26 protein-coding genes are annotated in these 23,641 nt (G+C 61.9%); 11 read left to right on the forward strand and 15 right to left on the reverse strand.

Annotation, left to right across the window (positions count from 1 at the left end):
* Positions 1–24 precede the first annotated feature (24 nt).
* The gene (locus BS630_RS12775) at positions 25–2,673 is read left to right on the forward strand and encodes a TIGR02302 family protein (RefSeq protein ID WP_077977765.1); all 2,649 of its coding nucleotides are present in this window, start codon (positions 25–27) and stop codon (positions 2,671–2,673) included.
* Positions 2,674–2,809: 136 nt separating this feature from the next.
* Here BS630_RS12775 and BS630_RS12780 read toward each other — a convergent pair whose 3' ends face one another.
* From BS630_RS12780 to BS630_RS12790, 3 genes are all read right to left on the reverse strand, one after another.
* Positions 2,810–3,169, reverse strand: coding sequence for a response regulator (locus BS630_RS12780; RefSeq protein WP_020665298.1), 360 nt, complete (start codon positions 3,167–3,169; stop codon positions 2,810–2,812).
* A gap of 217 nt (positions 3,170–3,386) precedes the next feature.
* Positions 3,387–3,929 (reverse strand): hypoxanthine phosphoribosyltransferase, encoded by a 543-nt coding sequence (hpt, locus tag BS630_RS12785; protein ID WP_003543314.1) that lies wholly within the window; start codon positions 3,927–3,929, stop codon positions 3,387–3,389.
* A 127-nt stretch (positions 3,930–4,056) separates the two neighbouring features.
* Complete coding sequence (locus tag BS630_RS12790) at positions 4,057–4,713, reverse strand: hypothetical protein (protein ID WP_077978067.1); 657 nt, start codon at positions 4,711–4,713, stop codon at positions 4,057–4,059.
* Between the two features lie 206 nt (positions 4,714–4,919).
* Here BS630_RS12790 and ftsE point away from each other — a divergent pair, with 206 nt between their 5' ends.
* The 4 genes from ftsE to BS630_RS12810 all read left to right on the forward strand — a co-directional run bounded on the left by ftsE (position 4,920) and on the right by BS630_RS12810 (position 8,257).
* On the forward strand, positions 4,920–5,579 hold the full coding sequence (gene ftsE / locus BS630_RS12795) for a cell division ATP-binding protein FtsE (protein ID WP_003543317.1): 660 nt from the start codon (positions 4,920–4,922) through the stop codon (positions 5,577–5,579).
* On the forward strand, positions 5,572–6,585 hold the full coding sequence (locus BS630_RS12800) for a cell division protein FtsX (RefSeq protein ID WP_025396206.1): 1,014 nt from the start codon (positions 5,572–5,574) through the stop codon (positions 6,583–6,585). Before ftsE ends, BS630_RS12800 begins: the two co-directional genes overlap by 8 nt.
* 73 nt (positions 6,586–6,658) lie before the next feature.
* The gene (locus tag BS630_RS12805) at positions 6,659–7,372 is read left to right on the forward strand and encodes a YdcF family protein (RefSeq protein ID WP_077977766.1); all 714 of its coding nucleotides are present in this window, start codon (positions 6,659–6,661) and stop codon (positions 7,370–7,372) included.
* 87 nt (positions 7,373–7,459) lie between these two features.
* Complete coding sequence (locus tag BS630_RS12810) at positions 7,460–8,257, forward strand: lysophospholipid acyltransferase family protein (RefSeq protein ID WP_077977767.1); 798 nt, start codon at positions 7,460–7,462, stop codon at positions 8,255–8,257.
* 2 nt (positions 8,258–8,259) lie between these two features.
* On the opposite strand, the gene BS630_RS12815 is transcribed toward BS630_RS12810, so the two are convergent.
* Entirely contained in the window at positions 8,260–8,790 is a 531-nt protein-coding gene (locus BS630_RS12815; RefSeq protein ID WP_077978068.1) for a gamma-glutamylcyclotransferase, read from the reverse strand.
* A gap of 50 nt (positions 8,791–8,840) precedes the next feature.
* Between BS630_RS12815 and BS630_RS12820 the strand changes: the two genes are divergently transcribed.
* Complete coding sequence (locus tag BS630_RS12820; protein WP_077977768.1) at positions 8,841–9,857, forward strand: DUF2125 domain-containing protein; 1,017 nt, start codon at positions 8,841–8,843, stop codon at positions 9,855–9,857.
* Between the two features lie 65 nt (positions 9,858–9,922).
* On the opposite strand, the gene BS630_RS12825 is transcribed toward BS630_RS12820, so the two are convergent.
* The 4 genes from BS630_RS12825 to BS630_RS12840 form a co-directional block, all read right to left on the reverse strand.
* Complete coding sequence (locus BS630_RS12825; protein WP_077977769.1) at positions 9,923–10,342, reverse strand: GNAT family N-acetyltransferase; 420 nt, start codon at positions 10,340–10,342, stop codon at positions 9,923–9,925.
* A 9-nt stretch (positions 10,343–10,351) separates the two neighbouring features.
* Positions 10,352–11,275 (reverse strand): prephenate/arogenate dehydrogenase family protein, encoded by a 924-nt coding sequence (locus BS630_RS12830; RefSeq protein ID WP_077977770.1) that lies wholly within the window; start codon positions 11,273–11,275, stop codon positions 10,352–10,354.
* The gene (hisC, locus tag BS630_RS12835) at positions 11,272–12,369 is read right to left on the reverse strand and encodes a histidinol-phosphate transaminase (protein WP_183594565.1); all 1,098 of its coding nucleotides are present in this window, start codon (positions 12,367–12,369) and stop codon (positions 11,272–11,274) included. The genes BS630_RS12830 and hisC overlap by 4 nt, the downstream gene beginning before the upstream one ends.
* A gap of 135 nt (positions 12,370–12,504) precedes the next feature.
* Positions 12,505–13,281, reverse strand: a complete 777-nt coding sequence (locus tag BS630_RS12840; RefSeq protein WP_077977772.1) for a class I SAM-dependent methyltransferase — start codon at positions 13,279–13,281, stop codon at positions 12,505–12,507.
* A 53-nt stretch (positions 13,282–13,334) separates the two neighbouring features.
* On the opposite strand from BS630_RS12840, the gene gloB reads away from it, so the two are divergent.
* The gene (gloB, locus tag BS630_RS12845; protein WP_077977773.1) at positions 13,335–14,105 is read left to right on the forward strand and encodes a hydroxyacylglutathione hydrolase; all 771 of its coding nucleotides are present in this window, start codon (positions 13,335–13,337) and stop codon (positions 14,103–14,105) included.
* Positions 14,105–14,527, forward strand: coding sequence for a cupin domain-containing protein (locus BS630_RS12850; protein WP_077977774.1), 423 nt, complete (start codon positions 14,105–14,107; stop codon positions 14,525–14,527). The genes gloB and BS630_RS12850 overlap by 1 nt, the downstream gene beginning before the upstream one ends.
* Positions 14,528–14,599: 72 nt before the next feature.
* Here BS630_RS12850 and yddG read toward each other — a convergent pair whose 3' ends face one another.
* Together yddG and BS630_RS12860 are read right to left on the reverse strand one after the other, a co-directional pair.
* Entirely contained in the window at positions 14,600–15,490 is an 891-nt protein-coding gene (gene yddG, locus BS630_RS12855) for an aromatic amino acid exporter YddG (RefSeq protein WP_077977775.1), read from the reverse strand.
* A 32-nt stretch (positions 15,491–15,522) separates the two neighbouring features.
* A complete protein-coding gene (locus BS630_RS12860; RefSeq protein ID WP_077977776.1) occupies positions 15,523–16,305 on the reverse strand; it encodes a DUF3108 domain-containing protein in 783 nt (260 codons plus the stop codon).
* Between the two features lie 242 nt (positions 16,306–16,547).
* On the opposite strand from BS630_RS12860, the gene rpmB reads away from it, so the two are divergent.
* Both rpmB and BS630_RS12870 read left to right on the forward strand, forming a co-directional pair.
* Complete coding sequence (rpmB, locus tag BS630_RS12865; RefSeq protein WP_027666808.1) at positions 16,548–16,847, forward strand: 50S ribosomal protein L28; 300 nt, start codon at positions 16,548–16,550, stop codon at positions 16,845–16,847.
* A 111-nt stretch (positions 16,848–16,958) separates the two neighbouring features.
* Positions 16,959–17,594 (forward strand): VUT family protein, encoded by a 636-nt coding sequence (locus tag BS630_RS12870; protein ID WP_077977777.1) that lies wholly within the window; start codon positions 16,959–16,961, stop codon positions 17,592–17,594.
* A 6-nt stretch (positions 17,595–17,600) separates the two neighbouring features.
* On the opposite strand, the gene BS630_RS12875 is transcribed toward BS630_RS12870, so the two are convergent.
* The 5 genes from BS630_RS12875 to BS630_RS12895 form a co-directional block, all read right to left on the reverse strand.
* Positions 17,601–18,167, reverse strand: a complete 567-nt coding sequence (locus tag BS630_RS12875) for an ATP-binding protein (RefSeq protein WP_077977778.1) — start codon at positions 18,165–18,167, stop codon at positions 17,601–17,603.
* A 178-nt stretch (positions 18,168–18,345) separates the two neighbouring features.
* Entirely contained in the window at positions 18,346–19,383 is a 1,038-nt protein-coding gene (locus BS630_RS12880; RefSeq protein WP_077978069.1) for an esterase-like activity of phytase family protein, read from the reverse strand.
* A gap of 13 nt (positions 19,384–19,396) precedes the next feature.
* The gene (gene cobT / locus BS630_RS12885; protein WP_003543344.1) at positions 19,397–21,298 is read right to left on the reverse strand and encodes a cobaltochelatase subunit CobT; all 1,902 of its coding nucleotides are present in this window, start codon (positions 21,296–21,298) and stop codon (positions 19,397–19,399) included.
* A gap of 12 nt (positions 21,299–21,310) precedes the next feature.
* The gene (gene cobS / locus BS630_RS12890) at positions 21,311–22,303 is read right to left on the reverse strand and encodes a cobaltochelatase subunit CobS (protein ID WP_003543345.1); all 993 of its coding nucleotides are present in this window, start codon (positions 22,301–22,303) and stop codon (positions 21,311–21,313) included.
* Between the two features lie 310 nt (positions 22,304–22,613).
* Entirely contained in the window at positions 22,614–23,231 is a 618-nt protein-coding gene (locus BS630_RS12895) for a J domain-containing protein (RefSeq protein WP_011653732.1), read from the reverse strand.
* Between the two features lie 102 nt (positions 23,232–23,333).
* Here BS630_RS12895 and BS630_RS12900 point away from each other — a divergent pair, with 102 nt between their 5' ends.
* On the forward strand, positions 23,334–23,618 hold the full coding sequence (locus BS630_RS12900) for a BolA family protein (protein WP_017962315.1): 285 nt from the start codon (positions 23,334–23,336) through the stop codon (positions 23,616–23,618).
* Positions 23,619–23,641 lie beyond the last annotated feature (23 nt).

Raw genomic sequence — 23,641 nt, forward strand, 5'->3', positions numbered from 1 at the left:
CGCCAGATCGCGGAGACCGGACCGATGAAAAGCCCCTCTCGGCAGAAGAAAGGTGCATTTGCGTTCCGTCCGTCGCTTGCCCGGCTGGTGACGACGAAACGCCTGCTGGCGCGCATCGTGCTCTTTTTCGAGCAGCTGCTGCCGCCTTTGATGCCGGTACTGTCCGTCATCGCCTTTTATCTCTGCGCTTCCTGGTTCGGCCTCTTCCGCAGCGTGCCGGACTGGCTGCGCATCCTGCTGCTGATTGCCTTTGCCGCCGCTTTTCTGGTTTCGCTCCTCCCCTTCCGCACCCTGCGCTGGCCGAGGGTCGCAGAAGCCGACCGCATGCTGGAAGAGCGCAACGGCCTGCCGCACCAGCCGGTCACCGTCCAGGAAGACGAGCCGGCCTTCGATACCCCCTTCGGCCGGGCGCTCTGGCGCGAGCACCAGACGCGCATGGCCGAAAAGATCGCAGCGCTCGATGCCGGACTGCCGCGGCCTGATATCGCCGCGCATGACCGTTTCGCGCTGCGCGCCGTCCCGGCGCTGCTGCTTGTCACTGCCTTCGGTTATTCGCTGTCGATCAACGGCGGCTCGATCCGCGACGCGTTGCAGGCAGCACCCGAGCAGGTGGTCAGCAATCCGGCAGTACGCATCGATGCCTGGGTGACACCGCCTTCTTATACCGGCCGCGCGCCAATTTATCTGACGGCCGATGGCAGCGAGCAGGCGCCGATCGGCATTCCGCAGTTTTCAGGCCTCACTGTGCGGGTCAGCGGCGGAAAGACGGCGGAAAAAGTCGTGTTCCGCAAGGCGAACGGCGAGGCGCAGGATATTGCCGTGCAGGCCGATACCAAACCGCAACAAACGGCGGCATCAGGCAGCGAGCAACAGACGGCGGCACCGGCCAGTCAGGCTCTCGTCGCGCAGACGCATATGATGAAGCTCCAGGAGAACGGTGCACTCGAGGTCAACGGCCGCCGCTGGAGCTTCGACGTTCTCCCCGATAAGGCGCCGGAGATTGCCTTCGACGGCCTGCCGAAGCCCAGCGTCAACGGCGCGCTTGAAATCGGTTTCACCGTTAAGGACGATTACGGCGTCCAGGAGGCGCATGCGGAGATCGTTCCCGTCGAAACAGACCCGACGGCAACGCCGCTCTATCCGCTGCCGGAGTACCGGCTGGATGTCCCCCGCCGCAACGCCCGCGACGCCAAGGGCGTGACCAGCCGGAACCTGACCGAACATCCGCTTGCCGGCAAGCGCGTGCGCATCACGCTCGTCGCCAAGGATGCCGCCGGCCAGACCGGCCGCAGCCCGCCGCATGAAATGACGCTGCCGTCGCGGCCCTTCAACGAGCCGCTTGCCGCAGCAGTCGCCGAGGAACGGCAGGTCTTCGCGCTCGATACGCGCAAGATGCCGCAGGCGATCGCGCTGAACGAGGCGCTGACCATCCGCCCTGAAGAGACCATCCCCAAGCTCACCAACTATCTGCTGCTCGAATCCGCCCTGGCGCGCATGAAGCTCGCAAAGAGCGAGGATGCGCTGAAGGATACCGCCCAATATCTGTGGGAGATCGCCCTCGGCATGGAGGACGGCGATCTATCGCTGGCCGAGCGCAAGCTGCGCGAGGCCCAGCAGAAGCTTGCCGACGCGCTGGACCGCAACGCTCCCGACGCGGAGATTAAGAAGCTGATGGATGAGCTGCGCAAGGCGATGCAGGATTATATGACCGAACTTGCAGAGCGCATGCAGAACGCGCCGATGCAGCCGAACCAGAACGCACAGAACACCCTGCGCCAGCAGGATCTGGAACGGATGATGGACCAGATCGAGAATCTTGCCCGCTCCGGCAATCGTGACGCGGCCCAGCAGATGCTGTCGGAATTGCAGCGGATGATGAACAACCTGCAGGCGGGCCGGCCGCAGCGCGGCCAGCAGGGTCAGGAAAACAGCGAAGCCCGCAAGCAGATCGACAAGCTCGGCGAAATCCTGCGCGACCAGCAGAAGCTGATGGAACAGACCTTCCGGCTCGACCAGCAACTCCGGGACCGCATGCAGCGCGGCGAGACTGACATGGGCGAAAACGATCCGCTGCTCGACGAGATGAACCCTGGAGAAAACGGCGAGCCGCAGGACCAGCAGGGCCAGCAAGGCAAGGAAGGCCAGCAGCCCTCCGACCAGATGACGGCCGAGCAGCTGCGCGAGGCGCTGAAACAGCTGCGCGCCCAGCAGGATGCGCTCGGCAAGCAGCTCGGCGAATTGCAGAAGAGCCTTGGCGAGATGGGCATGAAGCCCGGCCCGGGCTTCGGCCAAGCGCAACGCGAAATGGAAGGTGCCGGCCGTGAACTCGGCCAGGGCCGCGGTCAACCGGCCGTCGAGGGCCAGGGCCGCGCGCTCGAAGCGCTTCGCCAGGGCGCGCGCGACATGATGAACCAGATGATGCAGGCGCAGCAGGGTCAGCAGGGTCAAGGCCCGAACGGCCAGGTGGGCCAGGGCGACCAGAACGGTCGCGACCCGCTCGGCCGACCACGCCGGACCCAGGGACCTGATTTCGGCGATAACGTGAAGGTGCCTGACGAAATCGACGTTCAACGGGCGCGAGAAATCCTCGACGCGATCCGCGAGAAACTCGGCAACAATCCGCCACAGGAAATGGAACGGCGCTATCTCGAGCGGCTGCTGGACATCCAATAATCCTTCCGCCGCCGCACAATAGCAGGCGCGAACGGGATGGTTTTAGGCCGATCCGACCAAAATCTGAATCCCGTTCCAAATCAAGGAGGGTGAGCCGGATGCCGTCCGAAAACCGCTCACACTGTCGGCGTCATGCTTAAGAGACGAGCGCCCGGGCGACTGCCTTGCGGATATCGGGAAGCGCGAATGGCTTGGCGACGACGTCGATGATCTTTTCGGCAAGATCGTCGGCCCGTTCGCGCTGTTCGGCATAACCGGTCATTAGCAGGATCTTCAGACCCGGGAAGGCGTCTTTTGCCTGATGGGCGAGTTCAATGCCGTCCATCACGGGCATGCGGATATCTGAAAGCAGCAGATCGTAGACCCCGTCCTTGAGCTTCTCCAGGCCTTCAGCCCCGTCGGCAGCCTCGTCGGTCTCGTGGCCGTCAAGCCGCAGGGCCCGGGCTACGAAGGACCGCAGGGAGTCCTCGTCTTCCGTAATCAGAATTCTTGCCATATGTGCATCGCTCCGTATCAGCCCCGTGACGGAAATCACCAGACTTTCCTTTTCGATCGGTAAAGATGAGGAAGCGATGGACGAGATGGTTAACAACCCGTCTCGAAGGCATTACAGCGCCGCGCGTCTTTAAGACGCGCAAAGGACGCTGTACACTTTTAATTGCTGCATAATTTTATCCTTAAATCGATTCCGATTTAAGGAATTATGCAGTAGTTCAGGCGTCCCCGGTCACCACGCCGACGAAGGGCAGTTCGCGAAAGGCATAGGCGACATCCATGCCGTAGCCGACGACAAAATAGTCAGGGCATTCGAAGCCGACATAATCAGCCTCCAGCTTTTCCTTGCGCTTGACGCGCTTGTCGAGCAGCACGGCGATCGTGACGTTGCGCGCGCCACGTTCGAAGAGCAACTCCTTGGCAAAGAGCAGCGTCCGGCCGGATTCGAGGATATCGTCGATCAGCAGGACGTCGCGGCCATGCACGTCACTGTCGATATCCTTGACGATGCGCACGCCTTGCGAAACCGTGCCGATGCCGTAACTCGACAGCGTGATGAACTCGACCTCCGGGGCAAGCCCGCTATCATGCAGGGCGCGGATCAGGTCGGCGGCGAAGATAAAGGAGCCCTTGAGCACGGCAATGACGAGCAGGTCCTTGGTCGGGCCGCTGGCGATCTCCCGCGCCATCGAATGATTGCGCTCGGCGATCTGCTCGGCGGTGAAGAGCGGCTCGATGTTTTTTCCGCGCACGACAGGCATAAGGGCTTGCTCCATGAAAAGAAGGGTAAGCCGTTAGCACATATGCGAGCCTGAAACAGCCTCGCCGGCTATGAAATTAACGCGATTGGCGCAACCTGCGACGCGAAAATCGGCAATCCATGTCCTGTTACGTCTGCGGCAGGAAGGACAGCCGGACCTCCGGCATTTTTCCGCCGGCATGCTGAACGCGAGCCGAGAAGCCCCGGCTTTGGCCGCCATAGATCACATCGGCCGGCGGGTTGATGACGATGCTTGCGGTCAGCCGCTCGTCGGTCACGAGATCGGCACGGATCGGATGCACCGTCTGCGTCGTCCCGCTGTCGTTTTCGATGATGCCGTTGATGACGAGCACGCGCATGCCGTTCGCATCACGCGGCGTCACCGTGACATGGGTAAAATGCAGCGATGCTCCGGAAGTGGCTCGCTCGCCGGAAAGGCCGGAAAAACCACCCGCAAGCCCGAAGACGAGCACGACGAGCGCCAGCACCAGCGCTGCGAAGCTCCGCATCGACGCGCGCTGCAGCCAGGATTCCACGGTCTGCAGAACGCAAGCAGCCATTGCCGGCATGAACGGCGGCGGCGCGGCGTTTGCGGCAGCCATACGCTTGCGGTTGTCGTTATAGGTCCTTGCATTGAATTCCCTGGGCCGAACTTTGCCGAGGGTGACGAATTCGGCGTCGGAGATATCGGCAGGACGCGCCGAGCGGTACCGACGGTTGGTGGGTTCCGGCGGCAGGAAATCATAGGCCTGGCCCGGCGTCCGGCTGAAGGAGGATGCTTCCATGATGGCTGCCTCGCAGATGTCCACATGGTTTCGCTGCCAGGGGAAATCTTGGCATTGAAACGAATCCTGCTCAGTCGTAAATTTTAATGGTTAATGCTTCGCAAAGATCGCCATCAAACGGGCGTCTTTCCAGCAAAATTTACCGGCTGTTAACGGTGTTGGTTAACAAGTCGTGCGGTGAAACCCACAACAGACTGAGCTGCCCGTTGATCCACTTCGAGAATGTCGGTTTGCGTTATGGCATGGGCCCGGAAATCCTCCGGGACCTGACCTTCGACATTCCGAAGAAATCCTTTCAGTTCCTGACGGGTCCATCGGGCGCCGGCAAGACGTCGCTGCTGCGGATGCTTTTCATGTCGCTGCAACCGACGCGCGGGCTGATCCGCATGTTCGGGCGTGACATTTCCGAAATCCCCCGCCCCGAACTGCCGCTTCTGCGCCGTCGCGTCGGCATCGTCTTCCAGGATTTCCGTCTCCTCGACCATCTCACCACCTATGAGAATGTCGCTTTGCCCTTACGGGTGCGTGGCAAGGATGAGAGCTCTTACAAGACCGACGTCCTGGAACTTTTGAAATGGGTCGGCCTCGGCGAACGCATCAACGTGCTGCCGCCCGTACTCTCCGGCGGCGAGAAGCAGCGCGCCGCAATCGCCCGGGCGCTAATGGACCGACCGGAAGTGCTGCTGGCCGACGAGCCTACCGGCAATGTCGACCCGCCGATGGCCAAGCGCCTGCTCAATCTTTTCCTCGAGCTGAACCGCCTCGGCACGGCAGTCGTGATCGCCACGCATGACCTGGCGCTGATGGAGCAGGTGGAAGCCCGCCGCATGATCCTCTCAGAGGGGCATCTCGATATCTATGACTGAGCCCCCGTTCAGAAACCCCGAGAAGGCGTCTGCCAAGACCCAGCAGAAGCGGCCGGAATTGCGCGTGCGTCCGACCGCGCCGATTCTGCCGCCTTCCAACATCCAGGGCAGCGCCTTGATGGTGGTGATATCGATCATGGCCTTTCTCGCCTGCCTGACGCTCGGCGGCGTCAGCATGGTGCGCTCGACGGCGGCCAGTTGGGAGAGCCAGATCTCGCGCGAGATCACCATTCAGATCAAGCCGGACGACAATCTCGACATGGAAAAGGCGCTGACCCAGGCGCGCGATCTGGCGCTGACCTTCGTCGGCACCAAGAGCGGCCAGATCGTCGACGAGGCGGCGACCGCTCGCCTGCTCGAACCCTGGCTCGGCCCCGGTCTCGACCTCAAGGATCTGCCCGTTCCCCGTCTCGTCATCATCACCATCGACGAGAGCAACCCACCGGATTTCGGTTCGATGCGGGCGCTGCTGAAGGACAGTATCCCGCAGGCCACCCTCGACGATCACCGCACCTGGGTCGACCGGCTGGTATCCATGGCGCACACGACTGTCATGATCGGCACCGGCATCCTGCTCCTGGTTTTCACGGCGATGGTGCTCACCGTCGTCTTCGCCACGCGCGGCGCGTTGTCGGGCAACCGTCACGTCGTCGAAGTGCTGCATTTCGTCGGCGCCGAAAGCTCTTTCGTCGCCACCGAATTCCAGAAGCATTTCCTGAAGATCAGCCTCAAGGGCTCGGCGATCGGCAGCGCGCTTGCCGCTCTCTTCTTCGCCACCGCCGGTTTCTGGCAAAGCCGCACCCTCGCCACTCCGGAAACGGACCAGGCGACCGCGCTCTTCGGTACCTTCTCCGTCGGCGTGCTCGGTTATGCCGGCATCTTCGCAACGATGATCGTCATCGCGCTCCTGACCACCTTCACCGCGCGGCTGACCGTCATGCGGACGATCTACGAAATCGATACGCTACGCTCGGACCCAACACGCACCGACGGCATCGGAAGTTGATCGTGACCGTGCGGTTTTGCCATGAAAGCGTCTGTTCCGCGCCGCAATCAGCGTATAATCACGATTCATGACGATGGGACACACGACACCCAACCCGATTCATCAGGACCCGGAGCTTGATCGCCCGGCAGGTTTGCTGCCGCCGCGGCGCGGGCCGATCCGCCGCCTGCTGCGCTGGGGCGGCTTTGCCTGCTTGCTGGCAATCGCCTTGGTGTTCGGAGGTTTTCTGCGTTTTGCCGATTCCGTGACGACGCTGAAGCCCCCGGCCGAACCGAAGGCGGATGCCATCGTGGTGCTGACGGGTGGTTACCAGCGCATCGACCAGGCCGTGGAGCTGCTGCAGCAGGGCGCCGGCAAGCGCTTGCTCATTTCCGGCGCCCACCCGACAACGACGCCGGCACAGATCCGCAAGATGACACAGGGCCCGGCCGATCTCTTCTCCTGCTGTGTCGATATCGGCTACGATGCGATCGACACCATCGGCAATGCCGAGGAAGCTTCGAACTGGATTCACGCCAAGGGATACCGCAGCGTTCTGATCGTCACCAACAACTACCACATGCCGCGAAGCCTCGCCGAGCTCTCCTATGTCGATCCCGACATCGAGTTCATCGCTTATCCCGTGGTCAACTCGGATTTGAAGAGCCGCAACTGGTTCACCGATCCGAATGCGATGCGTGTCATGCTGGCCGAATATGTGAAAGTGCTGCTGACCGGCGCCCGCAACATCACCGGCTTCGGCCGCCACACCGGGCTGCGCTCGGCAGGCGTACCGGCCTCAGACTGAGCTTTTACATCAGGGCAGCATCAAACGCTTTTTATGGCGGGCAATATCGTGTAGGCCGGTCGCGTGAGCATGCCTCGGGAAAGTTTCATGATCGCCCTGCGTTCCGTTCTCTTCAACACGATCTTCTACGCCAACCTCATCATCCGGATGATCGTGCTCTCGCCTTACTATTTCGTGGTGCCGCGCAAGATCGCCTATGCGATTCCGAAGAACTGGGCGCGTTCCAACCACTGGCTGATGCGAGTGATCGTCGGCACCACCTTCGAGATCGAGGGCCTGGAAAACCTGCCTGATGGCAGTTACATCCTAGCGCCGAAGCACCAGTCTTTCTGGGATACCTACGCGCTGCTGCCCTGGTTGAAGGATCCGGTTTATATCCTGAAGCGCGAACTGATGTGGATTCCGCTCTTCGGCTGGTATGCGAAGAAACAGCGCATGATCCCGGTCGATCGCGGCGCCCGCGGCAAGGTGATGGTGGAAGTGCTGAAGCGCACGAAGGAAGAGCTTTCAACCGGCCGCCAGCTCATCATCTATCCCGAGGGCACCCGCCGTCCGCCGGGTGCGGAACCGCTCTATAAATACGGTATCGCCCGCATGTACCGCGACCTTAACCTCCCCGTCGTGCCGATCGCCATGCATCCCGGCCTCTTCTGGCCTCGGCGGAGCATTCGTCGTTATCCCGGCCATTTCAAGGTGAAGATCCTGCCGCCGATCATGCCGGGAATGGATCCGGACGCCTTTTTTGCCCATCTGATCGAGGTATCGGAGCGGGCAAGCGACGAGCTTCTGCTCGAAACCGTCGCCCAAAATCCGCATCTGCCGCTCCCGCCGACGGCGGTCGAAAGGCTGGTCGAGCTGCGAAAGCTGAACGCGGCAATTGGCTGAGATCAGGCGGCGCGCAGCCGCTCCACTTCGTTGACGACCTGCTCCAGCCAATGGTCGCAAATGCCCATCTGCTTCAGATGCGTCAGCGTGTTGAAGACATAGGCGTCATTCGGACCAGACTGGCCTTTTGCTTCGTTCACCACCCGCGCCGCCGCAAGCGCATCGAGTGCGCCGGCATATTGCTCATGCTCGCGGTCGATGATGTAGGCGATCGCATCGACCCGGCGCCGGCCTGCAAGCTGCAGCCGCACCCGGCGCTCCAGGTAGACATTGGTCACCAGCTCGCGGGCGCGGAGATAATCGATCACCTCATCCCATTTTTCAGGCGAAATGCGGAAAGCCATGCCGCGGCAGGCACCACCCCTGTCGAGGCCGAGAACCAGGCCCGGATTGTCGCGTGTGCCACGATGGACAAAGGAGCGGACGCAGAGCGAACGCCTGTAGCCGTAGACCAGGGCCTCTGCCCGCTCCATGAACTCGAAGCCCGGATTCCACATCAGCGAACCGTAGCCAAATACCCAAAATTCGTCCATATCGCACGCCAGACCGGAATCACATTTGCGATTCACCATTGGAGAACATCATGGCAGCGTCAAGCCGATCCGGCAGCAGCCAATCAGGCAGCGGCAAGAAATTCTGGTTGCTGGGTGGAGGCATCCTCCTGGCGATCGCGCTTTATACCGGCGGCTGGTTCTATGCGGCGTCGGCGTTGAAGACCACGGTGCTGAAGGCGATCGCGCCGCGCGATCAGGCAGGCGTCAGCGGTGAATGCTCCGATATCGAATTCCGCGGCTATCCCTTCCGTATCGGCCTGTTCTGCTCCAAGATCGACGTCGACGACAATGTCAACGGCGTCTCCGCCACCTTCGGCGCGCTGCGCTCGGCAGCACAGGTCTATGCGCCCGGCGATATCGTCTGGGAACTCGATTCGCCGGCCGAAATCCGCACCAGCAACGGCCTTTCGATCTCGGCCCAATGGACGAACCTGCAGGCGAGCCTTGCGACCAGGCTGCAGGGCGTCGACCGCAGCTCGACCGTCATCGAGGGTCTGAAGGCGATGGCCGTCTCCTCCTACAGCGGCCAGACCATGAGCTTCGATGCGGCTCGCACCGAAATCCATCTGCGCCAGAACGGCGCCGATCTCGACGGTGCGATCTCCCTGCAGGACGCCAAGACGGCGATCAAGGACTGGCCGCAGATCTTTCCGAAATTGTCTGCCAGCATCGACCTGACCGTCGCCGGCAAGGCCGGCCTGATCGACGGCAGTGACCGGAACGGCCTGAATGGTGCCACCGGCGACCTGCGCCGCATCGTCGCCGACATCGGCGACGGCAAGGTTATGACGCTCACCGGCCCCTTCTCCTTCGACGAGCAGGGCTTCCTCTCGGGAAAATTCAAGCTGGAGATCGAACAGCTCGGCCCCTGGGGGGACAGTCTGAAACAGGCCTTTCCGGATATCGCCTCGACCGTCAACACGGCAACGAAGCTCTTGAAGGCGCTTGCCGGCGGCGGCGACAAGGTCTCTGTCGATCTCGTCATCGATCGTGGCAATGCCACCGTCAGCGGTTTCATCCCGCTCGGGCGGATTCCACCGATCTGATGCATCTCGCCCAAAAGTGTCTATAGGTTTGGGATAACGGTATGCATAGCGCGACGCGATGCGCTTCAGGCTATTTGCTTGATGAAGAAGATTTCCGGCACCAATTGCAGACCAGGCAACTCGATCGCGCCGGTCTCCGAAAATCCGTTGCGGCGATGCCAGTCCTGAGGCCGGCTTTCGTCGCATTCGCTCGACGTCATCAGCATGCGGGCGCCGTCGTCGCGCATGGCTTTCTCCCAGGCGAGAAACAGCGTCGTGCCGACGCCCGACCGGCGGTAGCCGGGCAGGACGCGGATCATTTCCATATAGGGAACCCTGCCCCAGAAACGGGAGAAGCGCAGGAAGCCGACGATCTCGCCGGCCTCCCTGGCAACCAGATATTCGCCGAGCGAGACACAGCGCGATACCCACGCTTCACCGGCGCTAGCATCCTCGCGTACCAGCCAGTCCATATCCGCCTGGCCAGCGCTTGCCACTTCCACCATCGCGGGCTGCTACTTCTTATCCAGCGCGTGGCGGCCGAAATCCGGCGCGTCGACATCCTGGCCCGCCTGGACGATCGAACGGCGGATGGCGCGTGTGCGGGTGAAGAGTTCAAAAATCTTGTCACCCTCGCCCCAGCGGATGGCGCGCTGCAGATAGGCGAGATCCTCCGAGAACCGCGCCAGCATTTCGAGGATCGCATCGCGATTATGCAGGCAGACGTCGCGCCACATCGTCGGGTCGGACGCAGCAAGGCGGGTGAAATCGCGAAAGCCCGAGGCGGAATATTTGATGACTTCCGACTCCGTCACCGTCTCCAGATCGTCAGCCGTACCGACGATATTGTAGGCGATGATATGCGGCAGGTGCGAGACGATGGCGAGCACCTTGTCGTGATGCTCGGCATCCATCTCGTCGACCTTCGAGCCCAGCGCTTCCCAGAAGCTGCGCAGCCGCTTCAGCGCCGCCTCATCGGTGCCGGCGACCGGCGTGAAAATGCACCAGCGGCCTTCGAAGAGGCCGGGAAAGCCGGCATCCGGCCCGGATTTCTCCGTACCTGCCAGCGGATGGCCGGGGATGAAGTGCACATTATCAGGCATATGCGGCATCATCTGCGCGATGACCGAGGCCTTTGTCGAACCGACGTCGGTAACGATAGCCCCGGGCTTCAGGTTTGCCGAGATCTCCTTCGCCACACTTTCCGAAGCGCCGACCGGCACCGAGACGATCACCAGATCGGCGTCCTTGACGGCATCCTGCGACGACGTCGTGTAGCGATCGCCGAGGCCAAGCTCTTCGGCGCGCTTCAGCGTATCGAGGCTGCGTGTGGCGACGACGATCTCCCTCGCAAGACCAAGCCGCCTGATGTCATAGGCGAGCGACGATCCGATCAGGCCGATGCCGATCAGCGCGATACGATCGAACTGCACGCTCATGGCTGATGACCCATGAATTCGGTGAGCGCGGCAATCACGCCGCGATTTGCCTCCTCGGGGCCGATGCTCATGCGCAGCGCATTGGCGAAGCCATAACCGCGCACGGCGCGCAGGATATAGCCGCGGCTCGTCAGCAAATCGTCGGCATCCGCGGCGCGCTTGCCGTCGATCTCGGGGAAATGGATGAGGACGAAATTGGCGACGGACGGCGTCACCTTCAGGCCGATCGCTTCGAGCGCCTGGGTCAGCGTCTCCACCCACATCTGGTTGAAGGAGACCGCCTGCTGGATGAAGGCCTGGTCGCGGATGGCAGCGGCTGCGGCAGCGATCGCCGGTGCGTTCAAGTTGAACGGCGCGCGCACGCGGTTCAGCGCGTCGACGATCTCGGCGGGCGCATACATCCAGCCGACGCGCAGCGCCGCAAGACCATAGGCCTTCGAGAAGGTGCGGGTGATCACCACATTGGCATTGGAGGATACGACCTCGATGCCGGCTTCATAATCATTGCGGCGCACATATTCGGCATAGGCGGCATCGAGCACCAGGACGACATGTTTCGGCAGTCCGGCCTGCAGGCGGCGGATTTCGCTGACAGAAACATAGGTGCCTGTGGGATTGCCGGGATTGGCGATGAAGACGATCTTCGTCTTCTCCGTCACCGCGGCAAGGATCGCATCGACATCGACGGTATAGTCTTTCTCCTTGACGACGACAGGCGTGGCGCCTGCGCCCAGGATCTGGATCTTATAGACGAGAAAGCCGTGCTCGGTGATGATGCCCTCGTCGCCGGCGCCGAGATAGACATGGCAGAGCAGGCCGAGCAGCTCGTCGGAGCCGTTACCACAGAGAATGTTTGCCGGATTGAGACCGTGCACGGCAGCGATCGCCTCGCGCAGTTCGATCGCCTGCCCGTCAGGATAACGCCCCAGATTGTCGGCAACCGCCTTGAAGGCCTCGATCGCCTTCGGGCTGGCGCCGAGCGGCGTTTCGTTGGACGAAAGCTTGTAGACGCGGGCGACACCCGGCGCATGTTCCTTGCCCGGCACATAGGCTGCGATATCGAGAATACCGGGACGCGGAACGGGCTTGCTCATCTCAACGCTCATGGGTTCGACCTTGGAATTGCCGGAAATCCGGGCTGAAAAACACCAAGTGGCATTAAAGCGGAATGCGATTGTTGTCGAGAGCAATGGGCGTGACACAAGCAGTGGAGACCACCGGGAGCGACGTCATCTACTACGTGTGGTCGGCACACCATGAGGCGCGAGAACCGGCACGAAGACACGGCGGGAGGCCCGCGCCGCAACCGGCAGGCCCTGATAGAGCCGCTTCTGCGCTTCGACGATGATGACGCCCGAGAAGGCCGGCCAAAGCGTTCGGCCGATCCGCTCGAAGGCGCGCCGCAGGCGCAATATGGTCCTGAGCTTCGAAGGCGGGAAGAACAGCGCTTCAGCCGTCGCGCCCGGCGTGAAGTTCGTCTCGCGCAGCAGATTTGTCAACTGACCGCGAGAATAGGGCCGGCCCGAACCGAAGGGCGTATGCTCCATGCGTGCCCAGACGCCGCGCCGGTTCGGCACGACGATGACCAACCGTCCGCCCGGCGCCAGCACCCGCCAGAGCTCCTTCAGCGTCTCGCGCGGGCTTTCGGCGAATTCCAGCGAATGCACCATCAGCACCCGGTCGATCGAGGAGTCCGGCAGCGGCAGTTCCTCGTCGAAAATCAGCGCCGTCGTCGAGAGCAAGCCCATCGGCCAGTTCACCGCACCCTGCCCGGCCGGCATGAAGGCGAAGGTGCGCTCGGTATCGGCCTGGAAGCGGTCGAGGAAGGGCACGGCATAGCCGAGGCCGACCAGACGCTCCTGCGGCAGCCGCACCCAGAGCGAGGACAGCGCCATGGCGATCGACTGCTCGGCAAGACGTCCGAGCCCGGAGTGATAGAACTGGCGTAAGTCGACGATATCGGCGTGCATTGCGACAAATGTTATCAGCGGGCGGTTGGACTTCAAGGCCGGAACCTCTACATTTCCGCGAGACTCCTGGGATAAGGGATTATTGAACGATGAAACCTTTGGAATTAGACGTTTTTCTCTGCCGCACCGACAATTTCGGCGTTCTCGTGCACGATCCGGAGACAGGCTTTACCGCGGCGATCGATGCACCCGAGGAAGCGCCGATCCTGGAAGCGGCGACACGTCGCGGCTGGAAAATCACCCATATCTTCACCACTCATCATCACACCGACCATGTCACCGCCAACCTGGCGCTGAAGGAGCAGTTCGGCTGCGAGATCATCGGCCCGATCAACGAGGCCGTCGCCATTCCTGGCCTCGATCGGGCGATGGCCGATGGCGACAGCTTCCTTTTCGGCGATCACACGGTCAACGTGATCGAAACGCCCGGCCACACCGCCGGCCACATCTGCTATCACTTCGTCGACGATAAGCTGCTGTTTGCCGCCGACACGCTGTTTGCGCTCGGCTGCGGCCGGCTGTTCGAACGCCCGGCCGCCGATATGTGGCATTCCCTCCAGAAACTCGCCGTGCTGCCCGATGAGACCGCCGTTTATTTCGGCCATGAATACACGTTGTCCAATGCCCGCTTCGCGCTGACTGTTGATCCCGACAATCAGCGCCTCAAGAGCCGTGCCGCCGAGATCGAGACCTTGCGCGCCGACGGCAAATTCACCATCCCGACGACATTGGGGCTGGAAAAGGAAACCAACCCGTTCCTGCGCGCCGCCGATCCGGCGATCCGCCGCAATCTGGTGATGGAAGGCAAGACGAACGAGGAAGTCTTTGCAGAGATCCGCAAGCGCAAGGACCATTTCTGATGTCGCCTGAGGACATCATCCGCGAACTCGGCATGCAGCCGCATCCAGAAGGTGGCTGGTACGTACAGACATTCCGTGACAAGGCGGGCGGAGAACGCGGTCATTCGACGGCGATCTATTATCTGCTGACCAGGGGACAGCGTTCGCACTGGCATCGCGTCCATGACGCCGCCGAGGTCTGGCATTATTACGCCGGCGCGCCGCTCTCGCTGCACCGCTCGGGAGACGGAACGGCAAGCGAGACCCTGACGCTCGGAACGAATCTCCCTGCCGGCGAGCGGCCGCAGGCAATCATTCCCGCCAATTGGTGGCAATCGGCCGAAACCCTTGGCGATTTCACCCTGGTCGGCTGCACCGTCTCGCCCGGCTTCGAATTTTCGAGCTTCGAGATGGCGCCGCCCGATTGGAAGCCCGGCGGCTAGAGCATGATGCCGAAAAATGTGAGCGGTTTTCGGGCGACATCATGCTCTAACTGTCTCATCCTGTTCTAAGGCCTACTCCGCCACAGCAGGCTGCGCCTGGCTCTTGCGGCGGAACATGTCCTGTGCGGCGAGCGCTGCTCCGCCGGTGACGAGCAGGCAGGCGAGAGCAATGCGCCAGCTCGGCTCGGCAAATCCGAACAGCACCAGAATCAGCGTCGAAAGCAGAGGCGCGGCATAACTTGCCGCGCCGAGAATCTGAATGTCGCCGTTCTTGACGCCGTAATCCCAGGCGTAGAAGGCAGCACCGACCGGAAAGAGCCCGAGCCCGGCGACGGCGACCCACTCGAAACCCGTTGCCGGCCAGACGGTCGTCTCCAGGCCGAGATGGCAGAAGAACGACAGGATGGAGGTCGCAAGGCAGAAGCCGGTAACGACATCCGTGGAGACGGCGTCAAAACGCCGCGTCAGCAGCGAATAGCCGGACCATGTGAAGGCGCAGAGAAAGGCAGCGCCGTAACCAATGGCATAGGCGCCGTCGAAATCGATGCCGTTGCGGCTAACGATCAGGAAGGTGCCGCAAAGTCCGGCAAGCGCACCTGCCACATGATACCAGCGCAGCCGTTCGCCCGGCAGCAGTGCCGAACTGACGACGATCAGCAGCGGCCAGAGATAGGCGACCAGTCCCGCCTCCACCGCCGGCGCGTTCCGGAGCGCGGTAAAATAGAGGAAATGGTAGCCGAACAGCCCCGCAATGCCTGTTATCCAGACCTTGGCCGGTTGCTTCAGCAGCGCCAGCCGCGAGGGATTGAAGGTAAGAACCACAAGGCCGGGAATGCTGCCGATCGCAAAGCAGACGGCCGAAAGCTGGAACGGCGGCATCTTGCCGGAGGCGGCGGTGAGCAACGCCAGGAACGACCACATTAGAGTGGCCGTAAAACCGATCAACGTCGCGCGAAGCTTCACCTGTCCCCCCTTTCACGGAGGCAGAAGCCCCGTCAGCTGTTGCTGCCGTATTTGACGGCAGTGATCGTCACCATTCCATATTCGGTTGGAATGCGCACATAGACAGGAGCGTATACATTTGCCGCGTCCGACTTGGCAAACCAGATTTCCATCCGGTTACTCTTGCTGAGATAGTCGATGTCCTTGCGGCCTTTCTTGTAGCCCGAGCGCGGTACGAAGCGCACGCCGCAGACGGTCGCCTTGCCCTTGAAGCCATTGGTGGAAAAATCCTCGTCGCCCTTCGGCGACAGCACCAGATCCATGCGCGTCTCGCCGTCGAAGATCGGCAGCGTCTGCGAGCAGACCTTGGTATCGCCGGTGAAGATCAGGCCGGAGATGGGATCGAGCACCGAGCGCATGTCCCGCGGCGTGACGTCGACCCAGTTCTTCGGGCGCTTCGGCATCGGTGTTGTCGTCGCCGAGATGATGTTGCCGTTGCGGTAGCTGACCTCGTAGACGCGGGCCTTCCTCTTGCCGCTCTTGTAGTAGAGCGAATATTTCAACGCCTGCAGCCTGTTCTTGCGCACGATGCCGGTGACGCTGGTCTTGGCCGAAATCGTCGTGACGAGATCGGCAAGACCGGCAGAATTGATGTCGCCGGCGATCTTGTAGCTGTGATCGTCCTCGATCTGCGTCAGGAACGCGGCGCGCGCGATCGGCAGGCCGGCGAGCGCCACCCGGTATTCCGTCCGATGCTGAATTTCGGCCGCCGATGCCGGTATGGCAAGAAGTGCGGCGATGGCCGAAATGAAAATCCGTCTGCCCGAATGAGCCATGGAAAAAGCCTTGTCTTGCTGCGCGCTGGCAGGCCCTTGCTGAGCGCTCTATACTCCTGCCGCGAAGGGAAGAAAACAGCAGCTTTTTGACAGAATTGCGGGAAAGGCCAAGGTTTGGCTTGACGCGAGCAGCCTGTCTGACTATAGAACCGCAACTTTCCAATCATGCCCGTTGGATTGCGCGCCTGGCTTTGCCGGGAATGGCAATTCGATGGCCCGAGAAAAACAAGAATAGGTGTTCCATGTCCCGCGTGTGCGAATTGACCGGCAAGGCCGTCCTGACTGGTAACAATGTCAGCCATGCCAACAACAAGACCAAGCGCCGGTTCCTGCCGAACCTGTGCCAGGTAACGCTGATTTCCGACGCTCTCAACCAGCGTTATCGTCTTCGCGTTTCTGCTGCCGCTCTTCGCTCCGTCGAGCATCGTGGCGGCCTCGATGCCTTTCTGCTGAAGGCCAGCGAAAACGAACTGTCGATGCGCGCTCGCCTGCTGCGCCGTCAGATCGCCAAGAAGACCGCTGAAGCTGCTGCTGCCGCGTAAGCTTCTGCCCTTCTTTCATACGGCTTCAAAAGGCTTGAACGGATAATACCGGACAAGCCTTTTGCTTTGCCGGTTTGCTCCTCCAACTGGTGGCATCACCCAGGATAAAAAATGCTGAAGACCCGCTATACCATTGCCTATGTCGCGCTGATGACGCTCGTCGTCGTTGCCTCCAACTTCCTCGTCCAGTTTCCGCTGAACGCCGAAGTCGCCGGCATCAACCTCGCGGACATCCTGACCTGGGGCGCTTTCTCCTATCCGATCGCCTTCCTCATCACCGATCTGACCAACCGCCAGTTCGGCCCGCAGGCAGCCCGCAAGGTCGTCTTTGCCGGCTTCGTCGTCGGCGTGACGCTCTCCTTCTTCACCTCGGTGCCGCGCATCGCCATCGCCTCCGGCTCGGCCTATCTCGCTGGCCAGCTGCTCGATATCGCCGTCTTCAACCGCCTCCGCCGCCAGGCCTGGTGGCGCGCGCCGCTGGTCGGCTCGCTGATCGGCTCGGCGCTCGATACGGTGATGTTCTTCTCGCTGTCCTTCGCCGCCTTTTTCATCTTCCTCGGCCCGAATGATCCCTTTGCGCTGGAAGCGGCCCCCATCCTCGGTGTCTTCGCCACCGAGGCTCCACGCTGGATTTCCTGGGCGATCGGCGATTTCGCTGTGAAGATGATCGTCGGCCTCGTCATGCTGCTGCCCTACGGCGCGCTGATGAACGTGCTGCGGCCGATGCGGGCTGCTCGCGCCAGCTAATTGAAGTTACGGACGCCGCCGGACCGCGCCGGCGGCGAGGGCCGGATGCAGCAGCACCTCTGCCGTCAGATCGTCGATACCTAGCGATGAATCGAGCCGCAGCACCGGCGCTGTCTGTGTTTCCAGCCATTGCTCATGTGCCGCAAGGCTGCGGCGTTTGGGACCGGCCGTATCGTAACTCGCCGCCCATTCCAGGAATTCCCCGCTTTTTACGGCCATGTCGCCGCCCGGCCTGATTCTGTCGCCGTATCGGGCAATCTCCCGCGCAAGGATGCGCGCCATTCTAAGCTCCGGGTCGATCCTAAGGAACACGATCAGATCGTAAAGCGGTTCCAGTGGCCCACCCCATTTCAGCGTGGATCCGGAAAGGGCCCAGCCGTCATGCCGCGCCACCTCATCGAGGAGCAGCCGGATGCGCTCGTTGGCATTCCTCGGCGTCGTGAACGGCGGATCGGTCGGCAACCAGAAGAAATCGTCGGTGTCGAGATGGGTGATATCGAGCTTTTCGGCAAGCGCACGGCCGAGCGATGTCGTGCCGGAACCGGACGCGCCCATGAGATGGATATGCGCCATGAATTTCCCTCCGAAGGCTGCTTTGTCGATGCCGCAGGGATAGCCGAGGCATATGACGTCAGTCTGACGTCTAGAGCGCCGTGCGTCCTTTTGGACGCACAAAGGACGCTCTAACATTTTGAATCTAGGCATCGTGCTTTCCGAAAATCGATTCCGATTTTCGGGCCGATGGCTTGGATCAATTCCGCTTCTGGGAATTCGACGCTGACCACGCGGCCTCTTCCGAAAGCCGAAATTCCAGCATCAGATTGCGCTGCAGGATCGAATGATTGTCGTCCGATACCAGGATGATATGGGTCGTGCCGTCGGCGGCCTGGAAGGCATCGAGCCCTTCCATATTGTCGATCTGCGAGTTGAAATTGCCTTCCAGCAGCAAGTCGCCGTCGACGACGGCGCCGGGCCTGATGTCGGCGCCCTTGATGCGCCGAAGACGCATGCCGATGCCTTCGGCCATGTTGAAGCGGCGCTCCAGCAGCAGCAGGTCGCCGTTCGGCAGGAAGGCACCGTCGGTGATGTCGAAGCTGCCGTCCCGCTTAACCGAGAAACGGCCTTTCAGCGGCCCGCTGAGAATGGCCGCCAGCCGGTTGCCGTCACTGTCGAGACCCCGTTCGGAAACGACGACCACGCCGCCCCGTAGCGGGCTGGATGCCGGCGCCGCGGTGATGGTTTCGATGCCGCGGTTGTCGCTCAGCATTCTCAGGGGGATCAGGATCGGCAAAGTGGCGATCGCTCCCGAGCCGGCAAAGCCGGGATCGGGATAGACATCGACGCGATGAGCCTGCTCGAAGGAGACCAGGATCCGGTCGCCGTCGAGCGCCAGGCCCTCGGCATCCATATGTCCCTTGCCTTCGAAGCTGCGCCCAGCGCTGTTCTTCATCGGCGTGATCTCGACATCCGAAAGGCCGGAAAGCCTGCCCTTGACGTCGCGCTCGATGCCGCCGGTCAACCACTGGCCGGTATCGAGCACGACGACGAAATGTTTTTGGTCCGGCCGGAAACGGATGGAGGAGAGCGAGCCGAATAGCGCTCTGCTGGAGACCATCTCCAGCCCGCCGAGAAATTCCAGCGATCCTAATTGCGTCTCCGAAGAGCCGATCCTGAAATCGGAGATTTGCCGGCTAATGACAGGCACGTCGTCGCCGGCCCATGACGAGGAAGCGCCGGCTGCGATACAGAGCGCGATCGACGCCGCACGGCAGAGGCGCTTGACCGTCATTCTTCCCGCGATGTCAGCCGGCACGGCGTATCCGGCCGCCGCGCGGCTGGACGGATTGGTCCTCGAACAGTGAAGCAAGCTGCTCGGTCATCGCACCTGCAAGCTCGTCCGCATCGACGATGGTCACGGCACGGCGATAATAGCGCGTCACGTCGTGGCCGATGCCGATCGCCAGCAGTTCGACAGGCGAGCGCGTCTCGATCTGTTCGATGACGGCGCGCAGGTGCCGCTCCAGATAATTGCCCGGATTGACCGACAGCGTCGAATCGTCCACCGGCGCGCCGTCCGAGATCATCATCAGGATGCGGCGCTGCTCGCGGCGCGCGAGCAGGCGATTATGCGCCCAGATCAGCGCCTCGCCGTCGATATTTTCCTTGAGCAGCCCCTCGCGCATCATCAGCCCGAGATTGGCGCGCGCGCGCCGCCACGGCGCGTCGGCCGACTTGTAGATGATATGACGCAGGTCGTTGAGACGGCCTGGCGTCTGCGGCTTGCCACCGGCAAGCCAATTTTCACGCGCCTGCCCGCCCTTCCAGGCCTTGGTCGTAAAGCCCAGGATCTCGACCTTGACGCCGCAGCGCTCCAGCGTGCGGGCAAGAATGTCGGCGCAGGTGGCGGCAACCGTGATCGGCCGGCCGCGCATCGAGCCGGAATTGTCGATGAGCAGGGTAACGACGGTATCGCGGAACTGGGTGTCGCGCTCCATCTTGAAGGAGAGCGCCTGCATCGGATCGATGATGATACGCTGCAGCCGCGCCGGATCGAGATAGCCCTCTTCCAGGTCGAAATCCCAGGAGCGGTTCTGCTGCGCCATCAGGCGGCGCTGCAGCCGGTTGGCGAGACGTCCGACCGCGCCTTGCAGATGCGCCAGCTGCTTGTCGAGGAAGGCGCGCAGGCGCTCCAGCTCGGCGGCGTCGCAAAGTTCTTCGGCGGTGATGATCTCGTCGAACTCTTCGGTAAAGACGTGATAATCGACCTTCTCGTTGAAATCGGCGAAAGGCGTATTCGGCCGGCGAGTCTCGCCCGGCGTTTCCGAATCGTCCTCACCTTCTTCCATCATGTCGTCGTCGGAGATTTCGGCGCCTTCGGTCTCGCCGTCCTCCATCTGCTCGTCGGCAACTTCACTGTCCTCGACGGGGGCGGCATCGGTGCCGGCATCCTCGTCGACCTCGTCCTGGTCCTGTTCGTCGCCGCTCGACTGGTCTTCCTGCTCCGACTGGTCGTCATTGTCGGCGTCGCTGTCATCGTCGCCGTATTCCTCGGCCATTTCCATGGCCGACAGCATGTTGCGGATGACCTTGGCGAAGGCCTGCTGGTCGTTGATCGCGCTCGACAGATTGTCGAGCTCGGACCCTGCCTTGTCCTCGATAAAGTCGCGCCAAAGGTCGAGCACCTTGCCGGCGGAGGCCGGCGGGCGCTGGCCGGTCAGCTTCTCGCGCACCATCATCGCAACCGCTTCGCCGACCGGTGCGTCTTCCTGGCGCTCGATGCCGGTAAAATTCGCCTTCGAATATTTCTCATCCGTCATGGAGCGCAGGTTCGACGCCATGCCCTCCATGCGCAGCGCGCCGATCGATTCGACACGCGCCTGCTCGACCACATCGAAGATCGCCCGGGCATCCGAGCCCTGTGGCGCCATCGTCGCATGCACCTTCTCGTCATGGCAGGCGAGCCGCAGCGCCATCGAATCGCCGAGACCACGAGTGACCGCCAGCTCATGCGCCGTCGGCCGCTTGGAAAGTTCCGGCAGCCGAATGCGCTCGCCGGTCATCCCTGGCCGTTCATTGGCGAAGGTCACCTCGACGTCGCCGTCGCCGGCGATCGAGCGCACGCAGCCGGTTATCGCCCGGCGCAATGGCTCGACGTCGACAGGCGCGCCGGGTTTTGCTTTCGAATTGTCACCGCGAGCTGCCATGATCGGTCGGTCTCAAGCTCCGAGAACGATATTGGCGGCACTTTCCTTCAGCTCGACGCCGAAGGCCCGCTGATAGTGCTCGGCGACCAGCGGACGCTCCAGCTCGTCGCACTTGTTGAGGAATGTGACGCGGAAGGCGAAGGCGAGATCGCCGAAGATCTCGGCGTTTTCGGCCCAGGTGATGACCGTGCGCGGGCTCATCACGGTGGACAGATCACCGTTCATGAAGGCAGCGCGCGTCAGGTCGGCGACGCGCACCATCTTCGACACGGTCTCGCGGCCGCCCTTGTCCTTGCCGAAGCTCTTCACCTTGGCGGAAACGATATTCACTTCATGATCATGCGGCAGATAGTTCAGCGTGGTGACGATCGACCAGCGGTCCATCTGCGCCTGGTTGATCTGCTGCGTGCCGTGATAGAGGCCGGTCGTGTCACCGAGGCCGATCGTGTTCGCAGTCGCAAACAGACGGAAGGCCGGGTGCGGCCGAATGACGCGGCTCTGGTCGAGTAGCGTCAGGCGGCCGGAGGATTCGAGCACGCGCTGGATGACGAACATCACATCGGGACGGCCGGCGTCATATTCGTCGAAGACGAGCGCAACATTGTGCTGATAGGCCCAGGGCAGGATGCCGTCTTTGAATTCGGTGACCTGCAGCCCGTCCTTGACGACGATCGCATCCTTGCCGACGAGATCGATACGGCTGACATGGCTGTCGAGGTTGATGCGCACGCAAGGCCAGTTGAGCCGCGCCGCCACCTGCTCGATATGCGAGGACTTGCCCGTGCCGTGATAGCCGGAGATCATCACGCGGCGGTTATGGGCGAAGCCAGCGAGAATGGCGAGCGTCGTGTCGCGGTCGAACAGGTAGTCGGTATCGAGGTCCGGCACATAGGCGTCGCCCTTGCTGTAGGCGGGAACGCGGATGTCGGAATCGATGCCGAAGGCCTCGCGAACCGAAACGGTGGTATCGGGCAGTTCTGATATATCCAGGTCGATCTTGCTCATCATGTCTCCAAGGCGGGTGATGCCACCCGGCCATACTGTCTCAGGCCATGTCGCAACCCAGACGCCGCGTTTTTTATTCCGCGCCCGTCCAGGTCGGAACGTCGGCGATACTTCTCCGGGACTGAAACGAAACCTCGGCGGGATAATGACCGCGTGCGAGCATTCTTGAAAGAGTCCCGGACAAGAAACGCCGCGTCCGGAAGGTCGGCGGAGGCGATGTCGGGAAAACGCACAAATATGAGCCGCGTTTGCCTGCGGCCTCAGCCGATTGGGACCATACCCGATTGAAGCCCAAGAGCAAGGACGGGAATTAACAAAAACCGTTCTGCTTCAACAATTGATAGGCCTGGATGACTGCGCGGAAACGCTCCTCCGAGCCGCGGTCGCCGCCATTGGCATCCGGATGGTGTTTCTTCACCAGTTCCTTGTAGCGGCTCTTGATCTCCGCCGATGTCGCATTGGCGTCGAGGCCCATCGTTTCGAAGGCCTTGGTTTCCAGCGATTTCAGCTTGCGCGCCTGGGGGAAACGCGGTCCGCTGCCTTTGCCGCCTTCCTTGACGAAGCCGAAGGGATCGCGAACGCGGGTATAGGCGCCGGAGCGGATCTCCGAATGCAGCGGACTGTCCTTCGCCGCCTTGTTGACGCCGACCGTCCATGTCGGCCGATGGCCGGTGATCGCCTCTTTCTGGTAACGCGCGATCTCGCCGTCCGAAAGACCGGAGAAATAATTGTAGCCCTTGTTGTATTCCTTGACGTGCTCGAAGCAGAACAAGAAGAACTGGCCTTCCGCATTGCGGCCGACGGGAGCGCGATGCGCCCCCTTCTTGTCGCACCCGTCCCATTGACAGGTAGGCGGCGCCTGCTCTGTCTCCGGCTCGCGTTTGCGGCGTGTTCGGATGCGATCGAAATATTTGGAATCAAGTCTCATGACGGCGCTAATTATGGGGCTGTCGCGAAGCGACAACAAGAATTGACAAACGGGAATGTTGCAGGCTTGGTAGGAACCCTTTTCGCGAACCAGCAAGACCGGATGATGACCCTGCGAACCCGCATCGAAGAAAAACTTGTCAAAGCCTTCGCGCCCGAACGCCTGAGCGTCATCGACGAAAGCCATCTGCATGCCGGCCACCAGCCTGATATCACGGGCACCGGCGAAACCCATATGCGGGTGAGGATCGTTTCCGGAAAATTCGCCGGCATGTCGCGGCTGGCGCGTCACCGGGCCATCACCGACCTGTTGAAACCGGAGCTTGATGCCGGCCTGCATGCGCTGGCCGTCGAACCGGCTGCACCAGATGAACCGACCCGCTGGTAGCGGCACCGAAGCCTATATGGATA

This window comes from Rhizobium laguerreae (assembly GCF_002008165.1).
In the GTDB taxonomy this organism is placed as follows: Bacteria; Pseudomonadota; Alphaproteobacteria; order Rhizobiales; family Rhizobiaceae; genus Rhizobium; species Rhizobium laguerreae.

Bases quoted from the DNA above. Each gene is read 5' to 3' on its own strand.
- BS630_RS12775 (WP_077977765.1), top strand. From the start codon at position 25: ATGAAAAGCCCCTCTCGGCAGAAGAAAGGTGCATTTGCGTTCCGTCCG.
- BS630_RS12780 (WP_020665298.1), bottom strand. From the start codon at position 3,169: ATGGCAAGAATTCTGATTACGGAAGACGAGGACTCCCTGCGGTCCTTC.
- hpt (WP_003543314.1), bottom strand. From the start codon at position 3,929: ATGCCTGTCGTGCGCGGAAAAAACATCGAGCCGCTCTTCACCGCCGAG.
- BS630_RS12790 (WP_077978067.1), bottom strand. From the start codon at position 4,713: ATGGAAGCATCCTCCTTCAGCCGGACGCCGGGCCAGGCCTATGATTTC.
- BS630_RS12800 (WP_025396206.1), top strand. From the start codon at position 5,572: ATGACTGAGCCCCCGTTCAGAAACCCCGAGAAGGCGTCTGCCAAGACC.
- BS630_RS12805 (WP_077977766.1), top strand. From the start codon at position 6,659: ATGGGACACACGACACCCAACCCGATTCATCAGGACCCGGAGCTTGAT.
- BS630_RS12810 (WP_077977767.1), top strand. From the start codon at position 7,460: ATGATCGCCCTGCGTTCCGTTCTCTTCAACACGATCTTCTACGCCAAC.
- BS630_RS12815 (WP_077978068.1), bottom strand. From the start codon at position 8,790: ATGGACGAATTTTGGGTATTTGGCTACGGTTCGCTGATGTGGAATCCG.
- BS630_RS12820 (WP_077977768.1), top strand. From the start codon at position 8,841: ATGGCAGCGTCAAGCCGATCCGGCAGCAGCCAATCAGGCAGCGGCAAG.
- BS630_RS12825 (WP_077977769.1), bottom strand. From the start codon at position 10,342: ATGGTGGAAGTGGCAAGCGCTGGCCAGGCGGATATGGACTGGCTGGTA.
- BS630_RS12830 (WP_077977770.1), bottom strand. From the start codon at position 11,275: ATGAGCGTGCAGTTCGATCGTATCGCGCTGATCGGCATCGGCCTGATC.
- hisC (WP_183594565.1), bottom strand. From the start codon at position 12,369: ATGAGCAAGCCCGTTCCGCGTCCCGGTATTCTCGATATCGCAGCCTAT.
- gloB (WP_077977773.1), top strand. From the start codon at position 13,335: ATGAAACCTTTGGAATTAGACGTTTTTCTCTGCCGCACCGACAATTTC.
- BS630_RS12850 (WP_077977774.1), top strand. From the start codon at position 14,105: ATGTCGCCTGAGGACATCATCCGCGAACTCGGCATGCAGCCGCATCCA.
- BS630_RS12860 (WP_077977776.1), bottom strand. From the start codon at position 16,305: ATGGCTCATTCGGGCAGACGGATTTTCATTTCGGCCATCGCCGCACTT.
- rpmB (WP_027666808.1), top strand. From the start codon at position 16,548: ATGTCCCGCGTGTGCGAATTGACCGGCAAGGCCGTCCTGACTGGTAAC.
- BS630_RS12870 (WP_077977777.1), top strand. From the start codon at position 16,959: ATGCTGAAGACCCGCTATACCATTGCCTATGTCGCGCTGATGACGCTC.
- BS630_RS12875 (WP_077977778.1), bottom strand. From the start codon at position 18,167: ATGGCGCATATCCATCTCATGGGCGCGTCCGGTTCCGGCACGACATCG.
- BS630_RS12880 (WP_077978069.1), bottom strand. From the start codon at position 19,383: ATGACGGTCAAGCGCCTCTGCCGTGCGGCGTCGATCGCGCTCTGTATC.
- cobT (WP_003543344.1), bottom strand. From the start codon at position 21,298: ATGGCAGCTCGCGGTGACAATTCGAAAGCAAAACCCGGCGCGCCTGTC.
- cobS (WP_003543345.1), bottom strand. From the start codon at position 22,303: ATGAGCAAGATCGACCTGGATATATCAGAACTGCCCGATACCACCGTT.
- BS630_RS12895 (WP_011653732.1), bottom strand. From the start codon at position 23,231: ATGAGACTTGATTCCAAATATTTCGATCGCATCCGAACACGCCGCAAA.
- BS630_RS12900 (WP_017962315.1), top strand. From the start codon at position 23,334: ATGATGACCCTGCGAACCCGCATCGAAGAAAAACTTGTCAAAGCCTTC.